A 26,678-nucleotide genomic window follows, 5' to 3' on the forward strand; every position below is an offset into this window, starting at 1 on the left:
GTCTACTGCCGTGCCGTACCGCTTACTTGCGGATGAGGTTGCGCAGCACGTACTGCATGATGCCGCCGTTGCGGTAGTAGTCCGCCTCGCCGGGGGTGTCGATGCGGACCACCGCGTCGAACTCCACACCGGTGTCGGTGGTGACCTTCACCGTGCGGGGGGTGGTGCCGTTGTTCAGCTCGGTGACACCGGCGAAGGAGAAGCTCTCCTCACCGGTGAGGCCGAGGGACTCCGCCGAGGCGCCCTCGGGGAACTGGAGCGGCAGCACGCCCATGCCGATCAGGTTGGAGCGGTGGATGCGCTCGTAGGACTCGGCGATGACGGCCTTGACGCCGAGCAGCGCGGTGCCCTTGGCCGCCCAGTCGCGGGACGAGCCGGAGCCGTACTCCTTGCCGGCCAGGACGACCAGCGGGATGCCGGCGGCCTGGTAGTTCTGCGACGCGTCGTAGATGAAGGAGACCGGGGCGTCAGCCTGGGTGAAGTCGCGGGTGTAGCCGCCCTCGGTGCCCGGCGCGATCTGGTTGCGCAGGCGGATGTTGGCGAACGTACCGCGGATCATCACCTCGTGGTTGCCGCGGCGGGAACCGTAGGAGTTGAAGTCGCGGCGCTCCACGCCGTGCTCGGTCAGGTACTGACCGGCCGGGGTGTCGGCCTTGATCGCACCGGCCGGGGAGATGTGGTCGGTGGTGACCGAGTCGCCCAGCTTGGCCAGCACGCGGGCACCGGCGATGTCCTGCACCGGCGCCGGCTCCATCTGCATGCCCTCGAAGTACGGGGGCTTGCGGACGTAGGTCGACTCGGTGTCCCACTCGAAGGTGTTGCCGGTCGGGATCGGCAGCGCCTGCCACTGGGCGTCGCCGGCGAAGACGTCGCTGTAGGACTTGTTGAACATGTCCTCGCCGATGGCGTTGGCGACGACGTCGTTGACCTCGGCCTCGGTCGGCCAGATGTCCTTGAGGTAGACCGGCTTGCCGTCCTGGTCGGTGCCCAGGGCCGCCTTGGTGATGTCCACCTTCATGGAGCCCGCGAGGGCGTAGGCGACGACCAGCGGCGGGGACGCCAGGTAGTTCATCTTGACGTCGGGGTTGATCCGGCCCTCGAAGTTGCGGTTGCCGGAGAGGACCGACGTCACGGCCAGGTCGTGGTCGTTGACGGCCTTGGAGACCTCCTCCGGCAGCGGGCCGGAGTTGCCGATGCAGGTGGTGCAGCCGTAACCGACGAGGTTGAAGCCGACCTTGTCGAGGTAGGGGGTCAGGCCCGCCTTGTCGAAGTAGTCGGTGACGACCTTCGAGCCCGGGGCGAGGGTGGTCTTGACCCACGGCTTGCGGGTCAGGCCCTTCTCGACCGCCTTCTTGGCCACCAGCGCGGCGGCGACCATGACGTACGGGTTCGAGGTGTTGGTGCAGGAGGTGATGGCCGCGACGGTGACCGCGCCGTGGTCCAGCTCGTAGGTGGAGCCGTCGGGGGCGGTGACGGTGACCGGGTTGGACGGCACGCCGTCGATGGAGGCCGGGGCGTCGGAGGCCGGGAAGGACTCCTTGCCCGCCTCGTCGGCGGTGTCGACGTAGTTGCGGACGTCCTGCTTGAACTGCTCGGCGGCGTTGGCCAGCACGATGCGGTCCTGCGGGCGCTTGGGACCGGCGATCGACGGGACGACCGTGGCGAGGTCCAGCTCCAGCTTCTCGGAGAAGTCCGGCTCGGCGGCCGGGTCCAGCCAGAGGCCCTGCTCCTTGGCGTACGCCTCGACGAGCGCGACCTGCTGCTCGCTGCGGCCGGTCAGCTTCAGGTAGTTGAGGGTCTCGTCGTCGATCGGGAAGATCGCGGCGGTGGAGCCGAACTCCGGCGACATGTTGCCGATGGTGGCGCGGTTGGCCAGCGAGGTGGCGGCCACGCCCTCGCCGTAGAACTCCACGAACTTGCCGACGACACCGTGCTTGCGCAGCATCTCGGTGATGGTCAGCACCAGGTCGGTGGCGGTGGTGCCGGGCCGCAGCTCGCCGGTCAGCTTGAAGCCGACCACGCGCGGGATCAGCATCGAGACCGGCTGGCCGAGCATCGCGGCCTCGGCCTCGATGCCGCCGACGCCCCAACCCAGCACGCCCAGGCCGTTGACCATGGTGGTGTGCGAGTCGGTGCCGACGAGGGTGTCCGGGTACGCCTGGCCGCCTCGGACCATGACCGTGCGCGCCAGGTGCTCGATGTTGACCTGGTGGACGATGCCGGTGCCGGGCGGGACGACCTTGAACTCGTCGAAGGCGGTCTGGCCCCAGCGCAGGAACTGGTAGCGCTCGCGGTTGCGGCCGTACTCCAGCTCCACGTTCTGACCGAACGCGTCCTTGGTGCCGAACTTGTCGGCGATGACGGAGTGGTCGATGACCAGCTCGGCCGGCGCCAGCGGGTTGATCTTCGCCGGGTCGCCGCCCAGCTCCTTCACGGCCTCACGCATGGTCGCGAGGTCCACGACGCAGGGGACGCCGGTGAAGTCCTGCATGATCACGCGGGCCGGCGTGAACTGGATCTCCTGGCTGGGCTGGGCCTGGGAGTCCCAGTTGCCGAGCGCGCGGATGTGATCGGCGGTGATGTTGGCGCCGTCCTCGGTGCGGAGCAGGTTCTCCAGCAGCACCTTGAGGCTGTAGGGCAGACGGGCGGAGCCCTCCACCTTGTCCAGCCGGAAGATCTCGTACGACTCGTCGCCCACCTGCAGCGCGCTACGGGCGTCGAAGCTGTTCGCCGACACGACAGTCTCCTTCAATGATTTCTCGCGTACCACCGCAATCCTGCCGTCACGGGTTCATCGCCGATCCGCTAAGGTGAACCTAAGTTAGGTATGCCTCACTAGTACGGCAGCAGTACGCCTCTCGGCAGATATCTCGATGTCGAGATAACTCTAGTACATCGCTGCTGCCGGGTCATGCCCTGGCCGCCCCGACCGCGCCGTCCCGCCTCGCCCCGACGCCGGCCGCACGGCTCCCGTGCGCGGCGCGAGAATCGGCCGCGCACGGGACGCGCCGGGCAGGCCGGGTCGCGCCGACGCCTCGCGACGGAGAAGCACGTACTGAACGACAGGCGCACCGCCTCCCGCGACGGCGACTTCGAGGGCCTGCCGACCGTGCCGGACCCGGAGGTGGTGCCGATCGACGTCCGGGCCGATCCGGTGCGGCTGGCGAGGTTGGGCCTCTCGGGCGTGGAGGGGTTAAGGCCGCGGGCGGTTCGGGGCGCGGACGGACGGGGGGCGGCGGGTACTTGCGCACCGGCCGGCGACGCCGCGGCCGACACGGCGGTCTCCCACCAGGCCAACGCCCCACCACCGACGGGGCGTTGGCGCTCACTGCCCGCCCAACCCCAACCGCACCACCCGCACGATCTCCTCGTCCGTGAGGCCCAGGCCGCGGGCCTCGGCGATGAGGCGTTCGGTGGTCTCGCCGAGGCGGGCCCGGGCCGGGGAGGCCGCTCCGGTGACCACCGCGCCCCGGCCGCGGCGGAGTTCGATCAGGCCCTCCTCCTTCAGCCGCTGGTAGCCGCGCAGCACGGTGTGGACGTTGACGCCGAGGGAGGCGGCGAGCGCGCGGGCGGCGGGCAGCCGTTCCCCGGCGCGGACCGAGCCGTCGGCGATGGCGCCGCGGACCGAGCCGGCGATCTGGTCGCCGAGCGGCACGGACGAGCCGGGGTCGACGCGGAACAGCACGTCAGCCTCCTTCGCCGGAACGCCGGCGGTCCAGATAGGTGTTGAGCAGGGCGGCGGCGGTCGCCGCGTCGTCGACGGTGACCACGAACTCCCGGCCGCTGGTGAGCCGCAGCACCACGCCCTCCCCCGAACGGAGCAACAGGCCGCTGCCACCGGGCCGGATGCGGTACCCCCAGCCACCGTACTCGGCGAGCGACGAGATCCGGCGACTGGTGGCCTCGGTCACCTCGCCGAGCGGTATGCGGTGCAGCGGCACCGGCAGCAGCGTCGGGGTCAGGGTCAGCCCGCGCCGGTCGACGGTCACCCGCATGGAGCAGTGGGCCGCGACCGCCAGGCCGCCGAGGACCATGACGGCGCCGGCGACCCAGCCGGTGGACGCGCCCAACACGATCCCGGCGCACGCCATGACGCCCGCCAGCGCGGCCAGCGGCAGCGAGCTGATGGTGCGGGTCCAACCCGCGCGGGTACCGGCGGGGAGGTGGAGACGGTGCGCGGTGCCGGCCTCCGGGCGGGGCGACTCCGGGTCGGCCCCGGCGAGCAACCAGCCCAGCCCACCGACGGCGACGCCCACCGCCAGGGCCACGGCGAGCTGCCAGCCCGACAGTCGGACCCCGTCGGGGGCGGCGCCGGCGTTGCGCAACAGGGTCAGCACGCCGAGGTGACCGAGGAGCCCGGCGGTGAAGTAACCCGTCACGATCGTCCAGCGCACGCTGCGCGCGGGCAGCCCCCGTTGGACGAGCAGGACGGTGCCGGCGCCCAGGCCGAGCAGCGGCACCAGGCAGGCCAACACGAAGACCTGCGGCGAGGAGTAGCCGTCGGGCCGGCCGTCGAAGGCGAAGTGGGTGGCCATCCGTTCGGGCAGGCGGCCGGCGAGCAGGGCGTAGCAGCCACCGAGCAGCACGGTGGCAAGGATGAACGGTAAGGCGGCGATCCAGCCCCGTTGGCGGGCGTTGGCCGGCGGGCCGGACGGCATGGAGCGGTTCATGGCAACCTTCATGGCGACCTCCAGTTGTTTGCATAGTAGTAGAACAACCGGCGATGGCGCATGCATCTCATATCTGAGATACGGTCACCTCATGGCAGACGACTACCTCGTACGCATCGGCAGGCTCATCCGTGACGCACGGCAGCACCGTGGCTGGACACAGACGCAGCTCGCCGACGCGCTGGGCACCAGTCAGAGTGCGGTCAACCGCATCGAGCGCGGGAACCAGAACATCAGCCTTGAGATGATCGCCCGCATCGGCGAGGCCCTGGACAGCGAAATCGTCTCGCTCGGGTACGCCGGGCCGATGCATCTGCGGGTGGTCGGCGGGCGCCGGCTGTCCGGCAGCATCGACGTCAAGACGAGCAAGAACGCCTGCGTGGCGCTGCTGTGCGCGACGCTGCTCAACGCCGGACGGACAACTCTGCGCCGGGTGGCCCGCATTGAGGAGGTCTACCGGATCCTGGAGGTGCTGGGCAGCATCGGCGTCCGCACCCGCTGGATCAACGACGGCAACGACCTGGAGATCGTGCCGCCGGCCCAACTCGACCTGGCCGCCATGGACCTGGAGGCGGCGCGCCGGACCCGCAGCGTCATCATGTTCCTCGGGCCGCTGCTGCACCGGATGGACCACTTCAAGCTGCCGTACGCCGGCGGCTGCGACCTCGGCACCCGCACCGTCACGCCGCACATGACGGCGCTGCGCCACTTCGGTCTGGAGATCACCGCGACCGACGGCACCTACCTCGCCGAGGTCGACCGCAGCGTCGCGCCCAAGCGCGCCATCGTCCTGACCGAACGCGGCGACACCGTCACCGAGAACGCCCTGCTGGCCGCGGCCCGGCACGACGGCGTCACGGTCATCCGCAACGCCTCCTCCAACTACATGGTCCAGGACCTCTGCTTCTTCCTGGAGGAGTTGGGCGTCCGGGTCGACGGCATCGGCACCACCACGCTCACCGTCCACGGCGTCGCGAAGATCGACCGCGACGTGGACTACGCGCCGTCCGAGGACCCGGTCGAGGCGATGAGCCTGCTCGCGGCCGCGGTGGTCACCGAGTCGGAACTGACCATCCGTCGGGTCCCGGTGGAGTTCCTGGAGATCGAGCTGGCCGTCCTGGACGAGATGGGGCTGGACCACGAGCGGAGCGTGGAGTACCACGCCGACAACGGCCGCACCCGGCTCATCGACCTGACGGTCCGCCCCTCCAAGCTCCAGGCCCCGCTGGACAAGATCCACCCGATGCCCTTCCCGGGCCTGAACATCGACAACGTCCCGTTCTTCGCGGCCATCGCGGCCAGCGCCCAGGGCCAGACCCTGATCCACGACTGGGTCTACGACAACCGCGCGATCTACCTCACCGACCTCAACCGGCTGGGCGCCCAGGTCAAACTGCTCGACCCGCACCGCGTCCTGGTCGACGGCCCCACCCGCTGGCGCTCCGCGGAAATGATGTGCCCCCCGGCGCTCCGCCCCGCCGTGGTCGTCCTGCTCGCCATGATGGCCGCCGAGGGCACCTCGGTCCTCCGCAACGTCTACGTCATCAACCGCGGCTACGAGGACCTCGCCGAACGCCTCAACTCGATCGGCGCCCAGATCGAGATCTTCCGGGACATCTAGCCGATAACACCCGGCTCCCCACGGGCCGTTGACGGGCCTGGGGAGCCGGGGTGACGGGCCGGGGGCGGTCAGGCCAGCAGGACGCCCTGGTTGACGAGTTCGTCGGTGAGGGTGGGGAAGGCGTCCAGGGATTCCATGACGATCGCCTGGATCTTGTCGGTCTGGATGTCGGTGTCCGCGGTCCGGACCAGGACGCGCCAGGGGCGGTCCAGGCGCTGGCCGGTGGCGCTGACGAGGTGGACCTCGGTGTAGGAACCGGTCTCCTCGGCCAGGCGGTTGGCGAGGCGGGTCGCGGCGAGGTTGTAGAGCTTGCCGACGTGGTAGACCGGGTTCTTGCCGCTCGCGCCCTCCATGTTCATCGGGCGCAGCGGGGTGATGAGGCCGTTGACGCGGTTGCCGCGGCCGACCACGCCCTCGTCGCCGGACTCGATCGAGCTGCCGGTGTAGGTCAGGTACAGCTCGTCCTTCTCCGGGATGTCGCGGACGTTGATGCGGAAGTGCACGGTCGTCTCCGGCAGCAGCCGGTCCGCCAGCTTCCGGCACTCGGCCAGCACGGTCTCCTTGTTGGCGAGGTACTCCTCGCGGTTGGCGACGTAGCGGGACTTCTGCGGGACGCAGAGCACGACGTCGACCTCTTCGCCGTCGGCGTAGCCCATGAGTTTGACGTCCGAGCCGCACCAGGGGTGGGCGCGGGTGAACTCGCTGTCACCGGAGAGGTGGTCCACCAGCTCGCGGACGAAGGACTCGAAGGGGTTGGCGGGGCCCCAACCGGTGCCGAGCGAGGTGTCGTTGGCCACCAGGACCCGGCGCTCGCGCAGGTCCTCGACGGAGCTGGGTGCGAACCAGCGGGTGCGCTCGCCGGTGTTGGCCTCGGTGACGACGGCACCGGGGCTGGAGTTGCTGGTGATGTTGAACTCGATGCTCAGCCCGCCGTCGAGCTCGGGCAGGCGCTCGGCGAAGAAGGCCCGTACGGTGTCCTCGATCAGCCGGTGGACCGGGATCTCCTCGCCGCCGCAGGCGTAGGCGGCCCGGCCGTTGACCAGCACCCGGACCGGGTCGCGCATCTCGCCGCCGCCGTACCGGACTTCGCTGGATCCGCCGAGCAGCGCCAGCTTGTCGAAGTTGTGGTGCAGCACGGCGCCGAACCGCTCGCGGGTGTAGTGGCTGTAGACCTGCGAGAGGCGCTCGGCGAGGTGGTCGGAGAGCGTGTCGGGGTGGCCGAGCCCCTTGCGCTCGACCATGGAAACGCGGCTGGGCACACAGCCCCCCAGCTCAATGACAACGTGGCTGCCGTCGATCTCGTTCGTGGTGCGGCGCAAGGCAGTTCTCCCAGAGTTCGAAGGAGGTTGTTTCGACTACGTTGAAATCCGCCCGGAATGGAATGTGTTGGACGGGGTGAGTTGCCTTCGGGAGCCGGTCGGTTCACGCGGCAAAATGGTTGATCTCGCGGCGAGTTATGAAGTGCCCGCGGATTCGTACTCGATGCTCTCCATGGCCTGGCAGTCCGTCCAGCAGATCGCGCAGTTGTCCTTGCCGATTTTGTCGCGGCTGTCCTGCGCCTGTTGGCTGTGCCAGACCGGGAGGATATCGAGGTCGTGGTCCTTGACGTTGCCGAGGACGTCTTCGGTCATGGTGACGCAGGGCGCCACCCCGCCGTAGGGGTCGATCCACATCGAGGCGAACATCGCATAGCAGGGGAGAATCATCCGGCCGGGCTCGGTGACGCTCTGCGGAATCTTCTCGATGAACGGGAGGGTGCGCTTGAACTGGTATTTGTCGCGCAGCTCGGTCACGGTCCGCACCAGCTTGTCGCGGTTCTCGACGTTGTTCTCCTGGGCGTAATAGTGCCCGGAGGCCACCGGCCGGAAGGTGAAGTCGTCGGGCTCGCGGATCAGCCCGCTCTCCAGGGCGTACGCCATGAGGTCGGGCAGCTCGTCGACGTTGGAGTCCATGATCGTGAAGCTGATCTGCTGGTTGAGCTGCGGATACCGTTCGCGCAGCTTGCCGAGGCCGCGCAGCAGCCGTTCGGCGCGGGCGAAGCCCTTCTTGACCCCGCGGATCTCGGCGTAGGTGTCGGCGAAGCCGTCCAGCGAGACGCTGACCACGAACAGCGAGTCGGCGGGCGCCTGGGCCAGCACGGACTCCACCATGCCGAGGATGCGCACCGGTTGGAGCGCATTGGTGGTCACCGCGGTGAAACCGGTCCGTCTGACGATGAGGGACAGCAGGTCCACCACCCCTTCCTTGAGGAAGGGTTCGCCTCCGGTGATGTCGATGGACGTCACGCCGTGGTCGATGGCCCGGTCCACGACCCGGAACCATTCCGCACCCGTGAGTTCCTCGTGATAGAGCCCCTTGTTCTGCCGGTAGATCTCCCAGATCGAGCACATCGTGCACCGGGAGTTGCACAGATTGGTGATCTGGACGCTCATGCGTTTGGGCACCGGACGGGGCAGGCCGACAATGCGAAGCTCCCGCACTTTCGCCGCGAGTGGATCCGTCATACCGCCGACACTACCCACCGCCGGTATAACCGCGGTATAGCGGTGGGATATCGGCGGTATACCTTCGCAATACCCCTGGTATAGCCGGCCTTTGAGCTGTCGATCAACGCTTGACACAGGCATCGGCAATCTGTCGAGAATTATTGTGCGCTCCTCGACGAATAACCGCACCGCCCGCCGCGGCGACAACTCCGCCGGCGGAGCGGGCCGGTACCGCATCGAGGTCACCGTCAAGTCCGTGATGTCGCAGGGCCCGCCGGCCGCCGGCGGCGCCCTGTCTGGCTCGCCCCGGCCGACGCACCCGGCCGGGCCGGAGAGAGAGCGGTAATGGAAACTCACACCAGCGCGTTGCGCCGCTGGCTGCTGGACCGTCCGCAGATCACCCAAGGCCCGCACGCCGGCGGCGTCGTCGGCGGGCGCGGCGCCAGCACCGCGGGCGAGTACGTCTATCCGGAGATCACCGGCTACTACCTGAGCTGGCTGGCGTTCGTCGCGGAGAGCGAGCCGGGCACGGACGAGGACATCGCGCGGCGGTACGGCGCGGCCGCCTACTGGCTCCAGCGGGAACTCGGACGCCCCGGCGGGCCCCGGACGCGCGACTACCTCGGCCCCGGCACCGAGCCGGACGTTGACTGGCGCAACGCCGCGCTGTTCGCCTTCGACCTCGGCATGGTCCACCGCGGCCTCGCCGCCACCGGGGCGCCGGACCTGCCGGCCGTCCGGCACGCCCGCGCCGACACCGCCGCCCTCCTGGGCTCCCTGCGGGACGCCGACGGCTCCTGGCTCTCCTGCCTGCCGCACGCCAACACCGGTGCGCTGCCCGACCGTTGGTCCACCGCGCCCGGGCCGCACCTGCTCAAGGTCGCCGGCGGCGCCCTCGCGCTCGCCGGGCCCGGCGAGGACTCCACGACGGTGCGGGCCGCACGGGCGACGCTGGCCCGGCACGCGCCCGGTCTGAAGGGGAGGCTGCCCGCGATGAGCCACCCCGCGCTCTACGCGCTGGAGGGCCTGCTCCAGGCCGAGGTGGCCGGGCACTCCGAGTACCACGACGAACTCCTCAACGGCTACCACGAGTTGCTCGACCACGCGGACGGCGGAGTGCTGCGCGAGGTGGCCGCCGACCCGTCCAGCCGGGTGCGCAGCGATGTGCTGGCGCAGGCGCTCCGGGTGGGCTCGGTGCTCGCCGGGCGGGGCGAACTCGACGGGCGGCACACCGACCGCCTCGACGAGATCGCCCGGGTCCTGGTCAGCCACGTCGACCCGCACGGCGGGACGTGGTTCGACCGGACCGGCAACGCGGGGGCCCGCTACAACACCTGGTGCGCCATGTTCGCCCACCAGGCGCTCGCGTTCTTCGGCCGCGTCAAGGCGGGCCGACCGATTCCCGAGAACTGGATCCGCCTGCTCGTCTGACCGACCGGCCCACGAGAACGGACGTCGGGTCACCCGTGGCACACAAGGGAGCACCCATGCAACGCCGTGTCGCACTGGTCGTGGGTACACGGCCGGAGGCGATCAAAATGGCCCCCCTCATCCGGGAGTTCGGCCGGAACCCGGACTTCGAGCCGGTCGTGATCTCGACCGGGCAGCACACCGACCTGCTCGACCAGGTCCTCGCCGAGTTCGCCATCACCCCCGACCTCGACCTCGGCGTGCGCCGGGTCACCCGGACCCTGGCCGAGCTGACCGGCGCGATGCTCGGCGCCGTCGACGAGGCCCTGGAGAAGTGCCGGCCGCACACCGTCCTCACCCACGGCGACACCACCACCACCTTGAGCACCAGCCTCGCGGCCTTCTACCGGATGGTGCCGCTGACGCACGTCGAGGCGGGCCTGCGGTCGGGCAACCGATGGGCGCCCTACCCGGAGGAGATCAACCGGCGGGTCACCTCGCTGGTCACCGACCTGCACCTGGCCCCCACTCCGGAGGCCAAGGCGAACCTGCTGGCCGAGGGCGTGTCGCCGGACACCGTCGTGGTCACCGGCAACACCGTCATCGACGCCATGCGGGAGATGCTCGACACCGCGCCGGACTGGACCGACCCGGACCTGGCGGCCCTCGATACCGACCCGCGCCGGCTGTTGCTCTTCACCACCCACCGCCGCGAGTCGTGGGGGGCGTCCATGCAGCGCGTCGCGCAGACCGTGGCCGAGGTCGCCCACCGCCACCCGGACATGCTGGTGGTCGCCTGCGTCCACCCCAACCCCACCGTGCGGGCCGCGCTGATACCCGCGCTGCGCGACCGCGACAACGTCATCGTGGTCCCGCCGCAGCCCTACGCCACCTTCCTGAAGCTGATACAGCGCGCCCACCTGGTGGTCACCGACTCCGGCGGGGTGCAGGAGGAGTGCACGGGCCTGGGCACGCCCGCGCTCGTCCTCCGCGAGGTGACGGAGCGTCAAGAAGGCGTGGATTCCGGGGGCGTGTTGCTGATCGGCACCCAACCGGCCCGGGTGCGCAACGGCATCGAGACGCTCTGGCGGGACGCCGCCCGCCACTCCGCCATGGCCAACGCGATCAGCCCGTACGGCGACGGTCACGCGGCCCGGCGCTGCGTCGCCGCCGTAGCCCGCCTGCTCGGCCTCACCGACGAACCGGTGTCCGAGTACCAGCCCGTGTCGATGGCCGAAGGGGACCCCCTGTGAACAGCGACGCCAACACCACCTACCTCGTGCGCCACGCGCAGACCGCCTACAGCGCCCATCACGTCGTCAACGGCGCCCTGCACGTGGACATCCCCCTCGACGACGCCGGGCGCGCCGCCAGCCGGCAGTACGCCGACGCCGACTGGCTCGCCGGCATCGCCTCCTGCCGCACCAGCGGCTTCGGCCGCACCCTGCAAACCGCCCAACTGCTGCTGCCCGGCGCCCGGGTGCCGATGACCCCCGACCACCGCCTCAACGAGGTCGACTACGGCTCCTTCGAGGGCGGGCCCTGGCTGACGTACGGTGCCTGGCTGGTCGAGGCGGGCTGGGACGCGGTGCCGCCGGGCGGCACCGAATCCTGGCGGGGCTGCGTACTGCGCATGCTCGACGGCCTGTTGGACTGCCTGGCGCTGCCCGGACCGCGGCTCGTGGTCGGCCACGGGCTGCTCGGGTCCGTGGCCCGTTGGCTCGCCGGCCCGCACCCGCCGGTCGGCGCCACCACCGCGCTCCCCGTCTTCCCCGAGGCGCCCTACCTGGAGCCGCTGGTCCTGGGTGAGGAGGAGCTGCGGCGCCTGGTGGCGGAGGGCCGGCGCCAGTTCGACCGGCCCGCCGACCGCAGCAACGCCGGCCGGGCGGTGGCGCGATGACCGCCGACGCCCTGGTCGTCGGCTCCGGCGCCGCCGGCGGCTGGGCCGCGAAGACGCTCGCCGAGCGCGGGATCGAGGTGCTCGTCCTGGAGGCCGGCCCGTTGGTCGCCGGCGACCTCCGGGTGGACCGCGCCGCCCACGACGGCAGCCGACAGCCGGTCCAGTCCCGCTGCTCCGCCTACGAGCCGGCCAACAGCCATCTCTTCGTGGACGACCTCGACAACCCCTACCGGACGCCGGACGGGCTGCCGTACCACTGGTTCCGCTCCCGCCAACTCGGCGGCCGGCTGCCGCTCTGGGCCGGGGTGTGCCTGCGGATGTCCGACCGGGAGTTCGGCGGTGCCGCCACCGGGGGTGCCGGCCGGGACCGCCGCGCCTGGCCGATCCGGCACCACACCCTGGACCCGTACTACTCCCGGGTCGAGGCGTTCCTGGAGGTCACCGGCGGCGGCGAGCACACGCCGGCCGCGCCGCCGCCCACCGCGGGCCGGCGGCAGCCGATGACCCGTGGTGAGGCCCGGCTGGCCGCGGCCGTCGAAGCGCGGTGGCCCGAGCGGCAGTTGGTCACCAGCCGGGTCGCCCGGGCCGAGGCCGGGTCCGTGCTCTCCGCGGCGCAGCGCACCGGACGGGTACGGCTGCGCCCCGACGCGGTCGTCTCCCACCTCGAACTGGACGCAACCGGCGCTCGTGCCACCGGAGTTGTCTTCGTCGACCGCCGCACCGGCGCCATCCACCGCGAGCGGGCCGGGGTCGTGGTGCTGTGCGCCTCCGCCATCGAGACGGTCCGCATCCTGCTCAACACCCGCACCCGGCACCACCCCGAGGGGCTCGGCGGCGACTCCGGCCGGCTCGGCCGCTACTTCCTCGACCACCTCGCCGGGGCCGCGGTCAGCGGCACCGTCCCCGACCTGGACGCGGCGCCCCGCCCCCGCAGCGAGCCGGGCTTCGTCCCGGTGTGCCACATCCCGGACTTCGCCACCGGCGCGGACCGCGGCTTCCCGGGCGGCTACGGCATCACCGTCTTCGCCCCGGAGACACTGCCGCTCAACGCCGGGAGCGCCCGGTGGGCGTCGGCCAGCGGCGGGGTGCCGTTCCGCATGTGGGCCAGCGGCGAGGTGCTCCCCCGGGCCGACAACCGCATCACCCTCGCGGAGACCACCGACGCCTGGGGCATCCCGCAGGCCCACGTCCGGCTCGCCCACCACGCGCCGGAGCGCGCGATGTTCGCCCACCAGATCGCCGCGATGACCGAGATGGCCGAGGCGGCCGGCTTCCACCTCACCGAGGTCGCCGACGCGCCGCTGGCGCCGGGGTCCTCCGTCCACGAGATGGGCGGCGCCGCCATGGGGGACGACCCGGACACCTCCGTCGTGGGCCCCGACAACCGGCTCTGGCGGGTCCCCAACGTCCTCGTCGCCGACGCCGCGTGTTTCCCCACCGCCGGCTGGCAGAACCCGACCCTGACCACCATGGCCCTCGCCGCCCGCGCCTGCGACCTGCTCGCAGACCGGGCCCGCGGCGGGGAGTTGGAGCGTGAAGCGGCATGAAGATCCTGCTGATCAGCGACGTCGACGTGGAGAGCGGGCGCGGCCCGGTCACCCGACTCGCCAGCGTCCTACCGGAGTTGAGCCGGCGCGCCGAGGTCGTGGTGGGCATGCTCGGGGAGGCCGACGAGACCTGTCGCCGCGCCATCGAGACCAGCCAAGTCCGCGCCCATCCACTGCCGTTCGCGCTGCGCGGCTGGAACGTGGCGGACCTGCCCGGGCTCGTCGGCCGGATCGAGGGCCTGGTCCGCCACGAGCGGCCCGACCTCGTGGTGCTCTACCGGGAGATCTGGGACCTGATGCACGCGCTGCCGCCGGTCCTGGCGCGCGCGGGCGTCCCGTTCCTGGTGATGCCGCACTCGGTGCCGTTCCTGGACGCGATGGCCCGCCCGACCCGTTCGTTCGCCTGGGACCTGTGCCGCAGGGTGGCCACCGAGCGCCGGGGCCACGCGCTGCGCTACCTCTTCACCCACGTCCACCAGGTGGGGCTGTTGCGGACGTTGCCCCGAGTGATGATCAATCAGACCGTCAGCGTCTACCTGCACGGCTACTTCCCGCAGGCCCCCACCGTCCACGCCCTGCCGGGATACGCCGTCGACCTGGACGCCATCCGGTCCGCCGCCGACGTGGAGAAGACCTACGACGTGGCCTTCATGGCCAAACTCACCGCGGGCAAGGGGCTGTTCCACCTGCTCGACGTGATGCGCCGGCTGCGCCGACTGCGGCCCGAGGCCCGCATGCTCGTCATCGGTTCCTTCGAGAACGCCGCCGTCGAACGGAAGTTCCTTGCGGCCCGGGACCGTTACGGCCTGCGCGACGCGATCCACCTGGCCGGATGGCTGACCGGCGAGGAGAAATACCGCGCCCTTGGCTCCGCCAGAACTTTCTGTTACCCGTCGATCTCGGCTGATACCTTCTCTCTGTGCCTGCTCGAAGCGCTGGCCGGCGGCCTGCCGGCGGTCTGTTACGACGTGCCGTTCACCCGCGCGGTCTACGGCACCACGCCGGCGGTTCGTCGAGTGCCGTTCGCCTCCCGCTCGCTCATGGCAGGGGAACTCCACAACCTTCTCGCAGCGCACACGCTGGAGTCCGCCAGCACCGCGGCCACGGAATTCGCCACCGGCTACAGCTCCTGGGGTGCCGTCGCCGACGCCGAGTTGGCCGCTTATGGGAACTTTCTCGGCCTGGTCGGCGCTGAGCCCCGTGCCGAGACAGAACATCGTTAGGGTAAACCGTTGCTTGACTTGAAGTTCATTCTCCAGAATCCGGATGCCGTCGCCGAGAACTGTGCGCGCCGCGGATACGAAGTGGACATCGAGCAGATCGTCTCGCTCGATCGGGAACGCCGCGAGACGACCGGCCTCCTCGACGAAACTCGGCACAACATCACGGCACTTGGGCGTGAGTGGAAGAACGCCACCGACAAGGACGAGCACCGGCGCAAGGCCAACGCCCTGAAGGAGGACCGGTCGCGGCTGGAGGCCCAACTGGAGGGCATCGAGGAGAAGCTGGGGCACATCCTGGAGCGGCTGCCCAACATGCTGGACCCGCGGGTCCCGGTGGGCGGCGAGGAGAAGAACGAGGTCGTCCGGGTCGTCGGGGAACCGACCAGCTTCGACTTCGCCCCCCGCTCCCACGAGGAACTCGGCCGGCTCACCGCCACCATCGACATCCCGCGCGGGGTGAACGTCGCCGGCTCCCGCTTCTACCTGCTGATGAACGAGGCGGTCCAGATGCGCATGGCGCTGACCGACCTGTTCACCAAGCGCGCCCGCGAGCAGGGCTTCGACCTGGTCTCGCCGCCCTACCTGGCCCGCCGGGAGACCCTTTACGCCTCCGGCTACCTGCCGTTCCAGGACAAGGACAACTTCACGGTCAACGACTCCGACCTGTCCCTGATCGGCACCAGCGAGCAGTCCCTGCTCGGCATGCACGTCGGCGAGATGCTCACCCAGCTCCCGCTGCTCTACCTCGGCGACTCCATGTGCTTCCGCACCGAGGCCGGCAGCTACGGCCGCGACACCGCCGGAATCCTGCGGGTGCACCAGTTCTACAAGCTGGAGCAGCTCATCTACTGCCACCCGTCCGAGAGCGAGCGCTACCACCAACTCTGCCTGGAGAACGAGGAATGGCTGATGCGCGAGCTCGGCATTCCCTACCAGGTGGTGCTCACCGGCTCGCAGGACCTGGGCGCCCCCGGCCGCATGAAGTACGACACCGAAGCCTGGCTGCCCTTCCAGGAGCGGTACCGCGAGACCACCTCCAACACCAACATGGGGGACTTCCAAGCGCGGCGCGGCCGCATCCGCTACAAGATCGACGGGGAGAAGGGCTTCCCGCACACCATCTCCGCCACCGGGTTCTGCGACCGCCTGATCATCGCGATCATGGAGAACTACCAGCAGGAGGACGGTTCCATCCGGGTGCCCAAGCTCCTGGCGCCGTACCTCGGCACCGACCTCATCCCGGTCCGCCCGGTGGAACAACAGCGACCCATGGTCCGGTAGGAGACATGACCCACGCTGCCACATCCCGCTTCGACGCGGCCTTGTCCGACTACCTCCTCGCCAACAAGTGGTTCCGGGAACGGTGCGACCACTGCGGACGCACCTACTTCAGCAAGTGGCACCGGTCCTGCCAGAGCCCCTGGTGCCCCGGCTCCCGTCCGGCGGACCCGGGTGTGCGGGGCGCGGCCAGGCCGCCCCGGCCGCCGTCGATGCAGTGGCAGCGCCTGCGCCGCGCCCTCGCGGGCCGCGGCGTGCCCCCGTCGGCCATGCCGGACCTCACGAGCGCGGCCCGCGACACCGATCTGGTCGTCTCGGCCCTGCAACACCTCGACCCGGTGGTGCACGACGGGGCGCCGGCCCCGGTCGGCCCGTACGTCCTGGCCCAACCGTGCGTGCGCTGGCAGTACTTGCCGACCGCGGGGCGGGAGGACGGCGTCTCCTCCTCGTTCGTCAACCTCTCGTCCTTGGAGGTGGGCGGGCCGGATCTCGTGGAGCGCCTGGCGCACCATCTCGACATCTGGCTGGACGGCCTGTCGGCCATCGGCATCCACGCCCGTGACGTGACCATCGCGCTCACCGACGAGGACTGCGCGTACGGGCCGTACGAGGGGCGCCGGGCCGATGTGAACTGCGCCGGCGTGGAGATCGGCGAGCTGAACTGGTACTACCGCGTCGCGGACGCGGCGGACCGCTCGCTGGCCGTGATCGACTGCGGGTTCTCCCTGGAGCGCATCCTCTCGACGGCGACCGGCGTGCACGGCTACCACGCGGCGCTCTCGCCGATCTATCTCGCCGGCGTCAAGGGCGGCGGCGTCGTCAACGACCGGGCGCGCACCCTGGCGTTGCTGTCGCTGTTCGGGGTGACGCCGGGCAGCCGCGGCCCGCGGCGGTACGCCCGACGGCTCGCCGACGAGCTGGCCCTGTCCCTGCTGAAGGGGATCAATCTGAGCGGTTGCCTCGATCATGCGGCCGGCTACTGGCGGCAGTTCGCGACGCCCACCGCGGCGCCGGCGGCGGCTCTGGCGACCGCCGCCGAGGCGATCGAGCAGCGGGCGATCGCCCGGCTGTCCGGGGCGCTGGGGATCGCGGTGCCGCCCCAGCGCATGGCGTTCGCCGAGGTCGCCGACTTCCTCGCGGTCCGCGCCGGCGGCTGGGAGGGCGTGTCCCGGGCCGTCGAGGCGCTGACCGCGGAGGCGTGACCGGGGCCCGGGTTCGCGGCACCGGCCCGGGCCGGTGCCGCGAACCCGGTGACGTCGAGGGGGCGTTGGGTCAGTGCAGCGGGGAGAGCGTGACGTCGATGACCTCGGCGTTGACGTCGGGCGGCAGGGCGCGGCCGCCCGGCGGGCCGGGCCGGCGCGGCAGCGGTGCGGGGACGGTGTCGCTCAGTATCCAGTCGTGCAGCTCGCGCAGTTCCCGGCAGGGTTCGATGCCGAGCTCCTTGACCAGGAGGCGGTAGCCGTCCCGATAGACAGCCAGCGCCGTCAGTCGGTCGCCGGACCGGCTGAGCGCCAACATCAGCAGGAGCCGCAGGCGTTCGTGGTGCGGATGGGCCTCGACCAGGCGCTGCAGGTCGGGCAGGAGCTCACGGTGCCGGCCGGCCTCCAGGAGCACCTCGAAGTAGTTCTCGGACAGCAGCAGCCGCAGCTCCTCCAGACATCGGATCTCCGCCGCCATGGCGACCGTGCCCATGAGGGCGGACAGCGGCCGGCCCTGCCACAGCCCCAGCGCCTCGGCGAACATCGTGCCCGCGCGCTCGCAATCCTGGGCGCGCCAGGCGGCGTTGCCGTACCGCATGAGCCGCTGGCAGCGCCGGAGGTCGATCTCGTCCTCGTCGGCGGCGAGGAGGTAGCCCTTGCCGACGGTCTGCAGCCGCGGCTCGGGCTCGGCCGACGCCAGCGTGCGGCGCAGGCGTCCCACATACAACTGGATGTTCTTCACTGCGGACACCGGCGGATGCGCGCCCCACAAGGCGTCGCTGATTTCCGTCACCGTCACCTGTCGGTTGGCGTGCAGTAAGAGATACGCAAGGAGGATCTGTTGCTTGGTGCTGCCGAGGGGAAGTCGAGCGCTGTTCTGGGACATGGTCAAGGGCCCCAAGACAGTAAACTCCATCGTCGCTCTCCAGAGATGTTCTTAATGGCCGACGTCGATCCTGGGACCCTGAGCGGTTCCCGTTGCGCGGGACAAGAGTCGAATGCCGGAGCGGTGCCCTGGCGGATTGCCCACGCCGTCTGCGGCCGGCATGGAGTGAGAGCTCGAAATGGCGGGTGGGGGGCGGAAGTTGACGTGCGGCACCGCCGACTCCGGGTCAACTATGTGTACCAGCCACCCACGAAAGTGCGGGGGGAATGCCGTGCGGTTCACGCCAGATCGGTCGGCACCACCGCACATGCCGTTCCACGCCCCGCCCGGAGTCCGGGCGAAAACTATGTGCCACGGAGGCGAATCCGGGCGCGAACGTTACGCCGTTGCCACCGGCAAGCCGGCGGGGATTCCCGGGCTTCGGACCACCGAAACCAGCGTTTCGCAAAGGAATCGCAACTGCATATGTCTGGCAGTAAGAGGTGAAGGATTGGCAGAAAGTGACTCCTGAGGCCCCGGTGGCCGGAAGTCGGCCTCCAGATCCGGCCTCGTGATCGTTACGGTGATACCTGGACGGCCCGGAGAAAGCGCGTCATGACGGGGCGCGCGGAGCTGCCTCCCCTCCCCCGGGGCGCCGCGCCCTCCCCTCCCCCTTCACCTCGGAACCCGGTCTGCGGCGAAGGGAAACGACCGCGCTCGGGCCCGCGTCAAGGAATCCCCCCAACCCCGCGACGAGCCGTGCCGTGCCGGGACGCAGGACGGACGTGAAGGACTCAAGTGGACCGCCAAGCTGCCCGCATGCCCCGCGGCTGGATCCGGAGGCTGTTCCGATACTGCCGCCGGCACCCGCTCGCCCTGACCACCGTCGTGCTCGGCACCCTCGCCGGTACGGCCGCCACCGCCGCCGTCCCCCTGATCACCCGGGCCGTCGTGGACGACGTGATCGGCCACCGCCACCGCCCGCTCGCCTCGCTGCTCGGCGCGATGGCCGCGGTCGCCGTGGTCGGCTTCCTCGCCTCCTACGCGCGGCGCCGCGCGGCCGGCCGGCTCTCCCTGGAGGTGCTGCACGACCTGCGGGCCGACGTGTTCCACGCCGTCGTGCACGCCGATGCACGGGCCCAAGACCGGCTGGGCAAGGGACAGTTGATCAGTCGGATGACCTCCGACGCGGCCACCGTGCAGAAGCTGCTGGCCGACCTGCCGGTCATGGGCGGCGCGGCGCTGCTGTTCGTGTGCGCGCTCACCGTGATGGTCGTGCTCTCGCCCTCGCTCACGCTCGTCGCCGTCGCCGTCGGCCTGGCGGTGTGGTGGGTCGCCAGCCGGGCCTACACCCGCGTCTCGGCGGCGGCCTGGCACGCCCAGGAGGAGGCCGGCTCGGTCGCCACGGTGGTCACCGGGGCGGTGGACGGCGTCCGCGTCGTCAAGAGCTTCGGCCAGGAGGACCAGGAGGAGCGCAAGTTGCGGACCGCGGCCCGCAACCTGTTCGCCTCCCGGGTGCGGTCGGTGCGGCTGCGCAGCCACTACGGGCCCCTCATGGGGATGCTGTCGGCGCTGGGGCAGGTCGGCATCATGGTGGTCGGCGGCTGGTTGGCCATCAGCGGCGCCATCTCGCTGGGCACCTTCCTCGCGTTCTCGGCGTATCTGGCCCAGTTGATGGAGCCGACCATGCTGCTGTCCGCCATGGTGACCGAGGCCCAGCAGACCCGGGCCAGCGCCCAGCGGATGTTCGAGGTCATCGACGGCGACGCCCCGGACCGGCCCGCCTCCCGGGACGCCGAGGCCCCGCGGGCGCAGGGTGCCACCCCGCTGCCGGACGGCCCGGTCGCCCTCGAACTGGACGGCGTGTCCTTCGGGCACGACGACGGCCAGCCCCTCCTGCGGGACCTCTCCCTCACGGTCGCCCCCGGCGAGACCCTCGCCCTCGTCGGGCCGGCCGGATCCGGCAAGTCCACCCTCGCCGCCCTGCTCACCGGCTTCTACCGACCCACCGGCGGCCGGATCCGCGTCGGCGGCCAGGACATCCGCCAGCTCCCCCTGGATTCCCTGCGATCCGTCATCGCCGTCGCGCTCCAGGACGACTTCCTCTTCCGCGGCACCGTCCGCGACAACCTCACTTACGGCCGCCCCGACGCCACCGACGCCCAGGTCGTCGCCGCGGCCCGGGCCGCCGAGGCGCACGCCTTCATCGGCGCCCTGCCGCAGGGGTACGACACCGAGCTCGGCGAGCGCGGGCACACCCTGTCCGGCGGCCAGCGGCAGCGCCTGGCCCTCGCCCGGGCCCTGCTCCGCGACGCCCCGGTGGTCGTGCTCGACGACCTGGCCAGCGCCGTCGACGCCGAGACCGCCGCCGCCATCGACCGCAACCTCCAGGAGGCGTTGCGCGGGCGGACCGCGCTGATCCTCGCGTACCGGGAGTCCACCCTGGCGCTCGCCGACCGGGTCGCGCTCCTGGACGAGGGACGGATCGTCGCCACCGGAACCCACGCGGAGCTCACGGAACACCACCCCCGCTACCGCGCCCTGGTGGCCACCACGGCCCCGCTCGCCACCACCGCCCCGCCCGACCACGACGTCCCGCCACCCCTCACCGCCGTCACCCCCGGCCCCTGGGGAAGGCGCATCGAAGCGGCGGACGCCCGGCAGAACCCCGATGTGGCCGCGCTGCCCGCCGCCACCGACACCCCCGGCATCGACGAACGGGCCGCCCGCCGGGTCGCCCCCGACTTCGGTCTGGTCCACCTACTCCGCCCGCTGGCCGGCCCGTTGGCGCTCTCCCTCGCCCTGGTCGTCGCCAGCGCGGCCGGCATCCTCACCCTCCCCGTCCTCATCCGCACCGGCATCGACCAGGGCATCGCCCGGTCCGACCTGTCCGCGCTGACCGCCGCCTCCCTGGCCGGCCTGGCCGTCGTCCTGGTCACCTGGGGCGTCAACGTGGCCAAGGACCGGGTCAGCGGACGCACCGCCGAACGGCTCCTCTACACGCTCCGGGTGAAGGCGTTCGCCCACCTCCAGCGGCTGCCGTCGGACTACTACGCGCGGCAGGGCGCCGGCCGCATCATCACCCGGCTGACCGCCGACATGGAGAAGCTGTCGGCGTTCCTCCAAACCGACCTCACCACCGGCCTGTTCAGCCTGCTCTCCCTGGTCACCGTGGCGGTGGTGCTGCTGGTCATCAACGTCCCGCTCGCCCTCGCCGTGCTGGCGCTGCAACCGGCCCTGATCCTGGCCACGTTGGTATACCGCGCCAAGTCCACCCCGGTCTACCTGCGGGCGCGGGAGCGGGCCGGCGCGCTGGTGACCACGCTGGAGGAGACCGTTGCCGGGCTGCGGACGGTCCAGTCCTACCGCCACGAGCGCCGCAGCGAGCGGGAGTTCGCGGCCCGCAGCCAGGACTTCACCGCCGCCCAGTTCCGCACCCAGGTCCAGCTCGCCGGGTACTTCTCGTTCGTCCAACTGCTCGCGGACCTGAGCACGTTGCTGGTGCTGGCGCTCGGGGCGAGCTGGGTCACCGGCGGCGCGGTGAGCGCCGGTGTGCTCGCCGCCTTCCTCCTCTACATCGAGCTGTTCTTCTCCCCCGTCCAGGAGCTCTCGCAGGCGTTCGACAGCTACCAGCAGGCGTCCGCCGGTCTGCACCGGGTGCGGGAGTTGCTGCGGGAGCCGGCACCCCGGCCCCGCCCGGCCGCCGAACTCCGGCCGCTACCAGCCCGTTTGGACGGCCCGGTCACCCTGGCCGGGGTGTCCTTCACCTACCCGACCACCGCCCACGAGGCGCTCTCGGGCATCGACCTCGTCCTCCCGCCCGGCCGGACCACCGCGCTCGTCGGCCGGACCGGCGCCGGCAAATCCACCGTCGTCAAGCTGCTGTCCGGACTGCACGAGCCGACCGCCGGCGCCCTCCGGATCGGCGGCGCGGACCTGCGCGACTACGACCCGGTCGGCTATCGCCGGCGGCTCGGCATCGTGCCCCAGGAGGCGTACCTCTTCGCCGGCACCGTCCGCGACAACATCGCCTACGGGCGGCCGGACGCCGAGGACATCGCCGTCGAGCGCGCGGCCCGGGCGGTCGGCGCCCACGACATGATCGCCGGGCTCGACCACGGCTACCACCACGCCGTGGGGGACGGCGGTCACCGCCTCTCGGCGGGGCAACGGCAGCTCGTCGCCCTGGCCCGGGCCCAGTTGGTGGACCCGGACATCCTGATCATGGACGAGGCCACGGCGGCGCTCGACCCGGTTGCCGAGGCCGCGGTGGACCGCGCCCGCCGGCTGCTCTCCCGGCACCGCACGACCGTGGTGGTCACCCACCGGCTGCACATCGCGGCCCGGGCCGACTTCGTGGTGGTGCTGGATGACGGACGGGTGGCCCAGTCCGGAACCCATGCGGAACTGCTGGCCGCGGGCGGGCGCTACGCCGATCTGTGGAGCGCCTCGGCCTCCGCGGAACGCCCTTCGGAACCCGCGGTGCCACCGCTGGCCGATTCGGCCCGCGCCGGGACGTAGTGCGCCGGGGCGCAGAGAGGGGAAAACCGAAGGGAGCCCGCGCCCGTGCAGTGCGCACCATCGTCAATCGGTATGATCCGAAAGGCAGTTGGGCGTACTGTTCGGGCGGGCGGTTCGCTCCCGCCGGTGAATTCCCGAACCAGATTTCTGTATTGCTCCGGCGTAACGCCTCTGCCAGCTTGTATATGCCCGCGGACAAGGGGTTGCGGGCCGTCGAGTAGCCGCGGACGGAATCGTCACCGTACCGGATGAATTCCTTCGCGCCACTTTTCCCTTCGGGTGTGCCGCAGTTCTGCATTCCCCGTCGGAACGCCCCCGCGCCGCGCGGGAATTCCGGTGGGAGGTCCGGTGCGCGCACCCAGAAGGGCCTTCCGGCAGAAGGGCGGAAAGGCCGTGCAGGGTCGGGGTTGTAGAGGTTTCAGCGGCGCCCGGGGAAGTCGGGGGCGTCGGCTCGTGCGGTTGCTACCGGGGCGGGCCGATCTCGCGGCGGTGCGCCGGGCGCCGCGCAAGGACCTGTTCGCCGGGCTGACGGTGGCGGTGGCCGCGCTGCCGCTCTCCATCGGGTTCGGCGTGGCGACCGGGTTGGGTGCCCGCGCGGGGCTGGTCACCGCCGTGCTCGCCGGCGGGCTGGTGGCGGTGCTGGGCGGCGCCCGGTTGCAGATCACCGGGCCGAGCGGGGTGGTCGCCGTGGTGCTCGCGCCGATCGCGCAGGCGCACGGGGCGGCGGGGGTGCTCACCACCGGGCTGTTGGCCGGAGTCGTGCTGCTCGGCCTGGCGTTGACGCGCGCCAGCCGGTACGCGCGCTGGGTTCCGGCCCCGGTCGTGAAGGGCTTCGTGCTCGGCGCCGCCGTGGTGATCGTCGCGCAGCAGATCCCGCCGGCGCTGGGGAGGACGGTGCCGCACGGGGAGGCGGTCGCGGCCGCCGCGGCGCGGGCGGCGGCCGGTTTCGTCGCCGAACCGCACTGGCCGGCCCTGCTCACCGCCCTGGCGACCGCGGCCGTCAGCCTGGTCGGGGCGCGGCTGCGGCCGGCCGCGCCCTTCCCGCTGCTGGCCATCGCCGCGGCCACCGTCGTCGCCGGGGTCGCGCACCTGCCGCTGGCCCGGATCGGACACCTCCCGACCGGGCTGCCCGCGCCGTCCGGCGGCTTCCTGCTGCCGTCCGAGGTGCCCGCGCTGCTGCCCGCCGCCGTGACGCTCGCGGCGCTGGTCGCCCTGGAGTCGCTGATGACCGCCGCCGCGGCGGACGCGCTGAGCGGCGCCGAACGGCACGACGGCCAGCGGGTGTTGTTCGGGCAGGGCATCGCCAACCTGGTGGTGCCGTTCTTCGGCGGGGTGGCGGCCACCGGCACCATGTGCCGCACCGCCATCAACGTGCGGTCCGGTGCCGCGTCCCAACTGGCCGCGCTGACCAATGCGGCCGCGCTCGCCCTGGTGGTGTGGAGCGCGGCGCCGCTGGTGTCCACGGTGCCGTTGGCGGCGTTGGCGGGGGTACTGATCGCCACCGCGCTGCGGATGATCGACCTCGCCGCGCTGCGCGCGCTGGGCCGGGTCGGCCGGGGCCAGGCCGCGATCGCCGCGCTCACCGGGGCGCTCACCCTGGCCGTCAACCTGGTCACCGCGGTGGTGACCGGGATCGTGCTGGCCATGGTGCTGGCGCTGCGCACGGTGGCCGCGACGGCGCGCGTCGAGCATGTGTGGATTCCCGCGTGGGTCCCCGTGCAGGGCGCCCCGCCGCTCGCCGGGCGACCGCCGTCGCCGCAGGCACCGGGCGCGCCGGACCTGCCGGTCCCAACGGCCCTGCCGGGCCCGCCGGATGAGCAGATCTCGGTCCACCGCTTCACCGGCCCGCTGCTGTTCACCACCGCCGACCGGGTCCTGCGGACGGTGCTCGCGTCGCGGGCCCGGGTGGTGGTGCTCGACCTGGAGCGGGTGACCGGCCTCGACAGCACGGCGATGCTCACCCTGGCCGAGGTCATCGACCACCATGTCCGGCGCGGTGCCGTGATCCATCTCTCCGGGGTCCGCGACACCCACCGGCTCCACCTCGACGCCCTCGGCGTACTGGCCAAACTGCCCGCGCCGGGCGCCCTGTTCGAGACCGTCGACGAGGCCGTCGCACACGCCCACCAGCGGAACCGCCCCCTCCCCGCCACCCCGCCGGAGGAGCCGCTGCCGCACCCGCGGAACTGACCGGGCGGGGCCGCGGCCCGGGGCGACCGCCTCAACGGGCCGCGGCCGCCCCCGCACCGTCCTCGGCCTCGGCCCGCGCGTCGTCCCTGGCCAACTCGACGTGGATCAGCAGGTCTCCCGAACCACCGCCGCGCAGATGCCGGACGCCGTACCCGGCCAGCCGCAGCGTCTGCCCCGGGCGCAGCCCCGCGGGGACCCGGACCGACCGCACGCCGTCGAGCGTGACCACCTCGACGGTGCCGCCCGCGCGCGCCAGGGAGCGCGGAATGCTCCGGGTCTGGTGCAGGTCGTCGCCGTGCCGCTGCAGCTCCGGGTGCGGCAGCTCCACCACGTTGACGTACAGGTCGGCCCGCGGGCCGCCGCCCGGTCCGACCTCGCCCTCGCCGGCGAGTTGGATGCGGGTGCCGTGGTCGACGCCCGCGGGCACCCGCACGCTGAGGGTGCGCCGGACCCGCACCCGCCCCTCGCCCGCACAGTCGGGGCACGGTGACGGGATGCGCACCCCGCTGCCGTCGCAGTGGGGACACGGGGCGGTCGACTCCCCCTCGCGCACCCGGCCGTGGGTGCCGGCGCCGGCGCAGAGGCGGCAGACGTGCACGGGTGCGTCGGCGGCGGCACCGCGGCCCGCGCAGCCCGCACAGAGCGCGGCGCTGTCGAAGGCGAGTTCCGCGACCGTGCCGAGGGCCGTCTCGACCAGCGGCAGTTCCACGCTGACCAGCGCGTCCTCGCCGCGCCGGGCGAGCGGCCTGCGCGCCAGAGAGGGCTCCGGCTCGACACCGTTCCAGGCGTCCTTGAGGCGGGCGAACAGCCCCTGTTCGGCGGGCGTTTCCGGCCGCGGGGCGGCCGCGCCGGCGTCTGCGGACGCCGCCTCCTCCGCCGGCCGGTCCTCGGGCCACGACCCGACCGGCTCCGGCGTCGGCCACCCACCGGGCTGCCCCGCCGCGGGCCCCGCCTCGCCCGACGCCCCGTCAACCGACCCCGCTGACACCCCCGTCGGCGCCCCGGCCGCCCGGGCCGCCCGGGCCGCCCGGGCCAGCATCACCCGCCCCTCCAACTCCATCCACATCTGCGGTCGTTGTCGCGCCCCGCTGCGGTGCAGATGCTCGTACGCGTAGTCGTAGAGCTCGTTGACGGTGATGCGGCCGTCCCGGTCGGCGTCCGCGGCACCGGTGCGCAGGCCCTCGATCAGGGCGCCGGTGAAGCGGGACGGCTGCGGCGCGGTGGCCTGGAGCTGGTCGCCCTCCCAGGCGTACTCGGTCCGGCTGGTCGCGGTGAGGACGGCCCGGCCGTGGCCGGCCAGCTCCTCCTTCACGTGCACATGGTCGTCGCCCTTGGTGCCGGGGAAGAACGCGCCGCTGTAGCAGCAGTCCAGCAGCACGACGATGGTGCGGGCCCGGCAGCGGGCCATCTGGTCGTGCAGGAAGGCGGCCGGCACCGCGGTGGACGCCGGCAGGTCCTTGTCGGTGTCCCGGGCCGCGAAGTGCAGATGGCCCTCGTCGTCCTTGATGCCGTGGCAGGACAGGTGGAGCAGCAGCAGGTCCTCCCGGCCGCGCTGTCGGAAGAACCGCTCCAGGGCGCGCTTGACCTCGTACGACGTGGCGTCCACGTGCTGTTGGACGCGGAAGTCGCCGATGGCGGGGTCGCCGAGGACGGCGGCCAGGCCCTCGCAGTCCTGGCGCGGCGAGCGCAGCGGCCGCAGCTCCGGGTTGTCGTACTGGCCGGTGGCGATCAGCAGGGCGTCCCGGCGACCGGCGGGCGAACCGGGCAC

The 26,678-nt window shown here is 71.9% G+C and carries 17 protein-coding genes; 10 read left to right on the plus strand and 7 right to left on the minus strand.

Annotation, left to right across the window (positions count from 1 at the left end; all coding sequences use genetic code 11):
- Positions 1 to 22: 22 nt before the first annotated feature.
- The 3 genes from acnA to PV796_RS10895 all read right to left on the minus strand — a co-directional run bounded on the left by acnA (position 23) and on the right by PV796_RS10895 (position 4,682).
- Positions 23 to 2,737, minus strand: coding sequence for an aconitate hydratase AcnA (gene acnA, locus PV796_RS10885; protein WP_274912751.1), 2,715 nt, complete (start codon positions 2,735 to 2,737; stop codon positions 23 to 25).
- A 588-nt stretch (positions 2,738 to 3,325) separates the two neighbouring features.
- Complete coding sequence (locus tag PV796_RS10890; protein WP_274912752.1) at positions 3,326 to 3,685, minus strand: GntR family transcriptional regulator; 360 nt, start codon at positions 3,683 to 3,685, stop codon at positions 3,326 to 3,328.
- A 1-nt stretch (position 3,686) separates the two neighbouring features.
- Positions 3,687 to 4,682, minus strand: coding sequence for a DUF1648 domain-containing protein (locus tag PV796_RS10895; protein ID WP_274912753.1), 996 nt, complete (start codon positions 4,680 to 4,682; stop codon positions 3,687 to 3,689).
- Between the two features lie 79 nt (positions 4,683 to 4,761).
- On the opposite strand from PV796_RS10895, the gene PV796_RS10900 reads away from it, so the two are divergent.
- Positions 4,762 to 6,291, plus strand: coding sequence for a helix-turn-helix domain-containing protein (locus tag PV796_RS10900; RefSeq protein ID WP_274912754.1), 1,530 nt, complete (start codon positions 4,762 to 4,764; stop codon positions 6,289 to 6,291).
- A 68-nt stretch (positions 6,292 to 6,359) separates the two neighbouring features.
- Here PV796_RS10900 and PV796_RS10905 read toward each other — a convergent pair whose 3' ends face one another.
- Complete coding sequence (locus tag PV796_RS10905) at positions 6,360 to 7,610, minus strand: methionine adenosyltransferase (RefSeq protein WP_274912755.1); 1,251 nt, start codon at positions 7,608 to 7,610, stop codon at positions 6,360 to 6,362.
- Between the two features lie 135 nt (positions 7,611 to 7,745).
- The gene (locus PV796_RS10910) at positions 7,746 to 8,795 is read right to left on the minus strand and encodes a radical SAM protein (protein WP_274912756.1); all 1,050 of its coding nucleotides are present in this window, start codon (positions 8,793 to 8,795) and stop codon (positions 7,746 to 7,748) included.
- Between the two features lie 327 nt (positions 8,796 to 9,122).
- On the opposite strand from PV796_RS10910, the gene PV796_RS10915 reads away from it, so the two are divergent.
- Genes PV796_RS10915 through PV796_RS10945 form a run of 7 tightly spaced genes read left to right on the plus strand, consistent with a single transcriptional unit; the run spans position 9,123 to position 17,337 of the window.
- Positions 9,123 to 10,208, plus strand: coding sequence for a hypothetical protein (locus PV796_RS10915; protein ID WP_274912757.1), 1,086 nt, complete (start codon positions 9,123 to 9,125; stop codon positions 10,206 to 10,208).
- Positions 10,209 to 10,264: 56 nt separating this feature from the next.
- Positions 10,265 to 11,440 carry a non-hydrolyzing UDP-N-acetylglucosamine 2-epimerase gene (gene wecB / locus PV796_RS10920; protein ID WP_274912758.1) on the plus strand — a complete coding sequence of 392 codons (1,176 nt, stop codon included), beginning with the start codon at positions 10,265 to 10,267 and terminating at the stop codon, positions 11,438 to 11,440.
- The gene (locus PV796_RS10925) at positions 11,437 to 12,087 is read left to right on the plus strand and encodes a histidine phosphatase family protein (RefSeq protein ID WP_274912759.1); all 651 of its coding nucleotides are present in this window, start codon (positions 11,437 to 11,439) and stop codon (positions 12,085 to 12,087) included. Before wecB ends, PV796_RS10925 begins: the two co-directional genes overlap by 4 nt.
- Positions 12,084 to 13,634, plus strand: a complete 1,551-nt coding sequence (locus PV796_RS10930; protein ID WP_274912760.1) for a GMC oxidoreductase — start codon at positions 12,084 to 12,086, stop codon at positions 13,632 to 13,634. The genes PV796_RS10925 and PV796_RS10930 overlap by 4 nt, the downstream gene beginning before the upstream one ends.
- Positions 13,631 to 14,857, plus strand: a complete 1,227-nt coding sequence (locus PV796_RS10935; protein WP_274912761.1) for a glycosyltransferase — start codon at positions 13,631 to 13,633, stop codon at positions 14,855 to 14,857. The genes PV796_RS10930 and PV796_RS10935 overlap by 4 nt, the downstream gene beginning before the upstream one ends.
- 9 nt (positions 14,858 to 14,866) lie before the next feature.
- Positions 14,867 to 16,138: a serine--tRNA ligase gene (serS, locus tag PV796_RS10940; RefSeq protein ID WP_274912762.1), complete on the plus strand. Its 1,272-nt coding sequence runs from the start codon at positions 14,867 to 14,869 to the stop codon at positions 16,136 to 16,138.
- Positions 16,139 to 16,143: 5 nt separating this feature from the next.
- A complete protein-coding gene (locus PV796_RS10945) occupies positions 16,144 to 17,337 on the plus strand; it encodes a hypothetical protein (protein ID WP_274912763.1) in 1,194 nt (397 codons plus the stop codon).
- Between the two features lie 70 nt (positions 17,338 to 17,407).
- Here PV796_RS10945 and PV796_RS10950 read toward each other — a convergent pair whose 3' ends face one another.
- The gene (locus tag PV796_RS10950; RefSeq protein ID WP_274912764.1) at positions 17,408 to 18,220 is read right to left on the minus strand and encodes an AfsR/SARP family transcriptional regulator; all 813 of its coding nucleotides are present in this window, start codon (positions 18,218 to 18,220) and stop codon (positions 17,408 to 17,410) included.
- A 798-nt stretch (positions 18,221 to 19,018) separates the two neighbouring features.
- On the opposite strand from PV796_RS10950, the gene PV796_RS10955 reads away from it, so the two are divergent.
- A complete protein-coding gene (locus PV796_RS10955) occupies positions 19,019 to 22,720 on the plus strand; it encodes an ABC transporter ATP-binding protein (RefSeq protein ID WP_274912765.1) in 3,702 nt (1,233 codons plus the stop codon).
- A 453-nt stretch (positions 22,721 to 23,173) separates the two neighbouring features.
- Positions 23,174 to 24,910 carry a SulP family inorganic anion transporter gene (locus PV796_RS10960; RefSeq protein WP_274912766.1) on the plus strand — a complete coding sequence of 579 codons (1,737 nt, stop codon included), beginning with the start codon at positions 23,174 to 23,176 and terminating at the stop codon, positions 24,908 to 24,910.
- Between the two features lie 31 nt (positions 24,911 to 24,941).
- Here the strand turns inward: PV796_RS10960 and PV796_RS10965 are convergent, their stop codons facing one another.
- The gene (locus PV796_RS10965; RefSeq protein ID WP_274912767.1) at positions 24,942 to 26,678 is read right to left on the minus strand and encodes a caspase, EACC1-associated type; all 1,737 of its coding nucleotides are present in this window, start codon (positions 26,676 to 26,678) and stop codon (positions 24,942 to 24,944) included.

The organism is Streptomyces sp. WZ-12 (assembly GCF_028898845.1).
GTDB lineage: Bacteria > Actinomycetota > Actinomycetes > Streptomycetales > Streptomycetaceae > Streptomyces.

Bases quoted from the DNA above. Each gene is read 5' to 3' on its own strand.
- PV796_RS10945 (WP_274912763.1), top strand. From the start codon at position 16,144: ATGACCCACGCTGCCACATCCCGCTTCGACGCGGCCTTGTCCGACTAC.
- PV796_RS10900 (WP_274912754.1), top strand. From the start codon at position 4,762: ATGGCAGACGACTACCTCGTACGCATCGGCAGGCTCATCCGTGACGCA.
- PV796_RS10935 (WP_274912761.1), top strand. From the start codon at position 13,631: ATGAAGATCCTGCTGATCAGCGACGTCGACGTGGAGAGCGGGCGCGGC.
- PV796_RS10910 (WP_274912756.1), bottom strand. From the start codon at position 8,795: ATGACGGATCCACTCGCGGCGAAAGTGCGGGAGCTTCGCATTGTCGGC.
- PV796_RS10915 (WP_274912757.1), top strand. From the start codon at position 9,123: ATGGAAACTCACACCAGCGCGTTGCGCCGCTGGCTGCTGGACCGTCCG.
- wecB (WP_274912758.1), top strand. From the start codon at position 10,265: ATGCAACGCCGTGTCGCACTGGTCGTGGGTACACGGCCGGAGGCGATC.
- PV796_RS10950 (WP_274912764.1), bottom strand. From the start codon at position 18,220: ATGTCCCAGAACAGCGCTCGACTTCCCCTCGGCAGCACCAAGCAACAG.
- PV796_RS10895 (WP_274912753.1), bottom strand. From the start codon at position 4,682: ATGAAGGTTGCCATGAACCGCTCCATGCCGTCCGGCCCGCCGGCCAAC.
- PV796_RS10955 (WP_274912765.1), top strand. From the start codon at position 19,019: ATGCCCCGCGGCTGGATCCGGAGGCTGTTCCGATACTGCCGCCGGCAC.
- PV796_RS10930 (WP_274912760.1), top strand. From the start codon at position 12,084: ATGACCGCCGACGCCCTGGTCGTCGGCTCCGGCGCCGCCGGCGGCTGG.